We start from the raw sequence: 233 nt of genomic DNA, 5'->3' as shown, positions 1-233 counted from the left end.
GCTTAACACAGCGTTAGCAGTTGCTGTAGCACCTTCATTATCTGTTACTGTTACGCTGATGGTTTTGCTTACATCTACCACTACATCAATACTGCTCGTTGTTTCGCCTGTGCTCCACAAGTAACTCTCAATAGAGCCATCTTCATCACTTGAACCAGCTGCACTTAAGGTAACAGTAGTCCCAGCAGCAACGTTTTGACTCGCCGGCGAAATGTTGGCGATAGGTGCTTTAT

At 45.5% G+C, this 233-nt stretch carries 1 protein-coding gene; it reads right to left on the bottom strand.

The window, feature by feature from the left end; genetic code table 11:
* Positions 1-233: PKD domain-containing protein (locus Q4528_RS16310; protein ID WP_303522829.1), on the bottom strand; the 233-nt coding region annotated here is incomplete at both ends.

The sequence above is a fragment of the Staphylococcus pasteuri genome (genome assembly GCF_030547725.1).
Taxonomy (GTDB): Bacteria; Bacillota; Bacilli; order Staphylococcales; family Staphylococcaceae; genus Staphylococcus; species Staphylococcus pasteuri.
The sequence above is the reverse complement of the archived record's forward strand: the minus strand, read 5'-3'. Positions and strand labels throughout refer to the sequence as shown.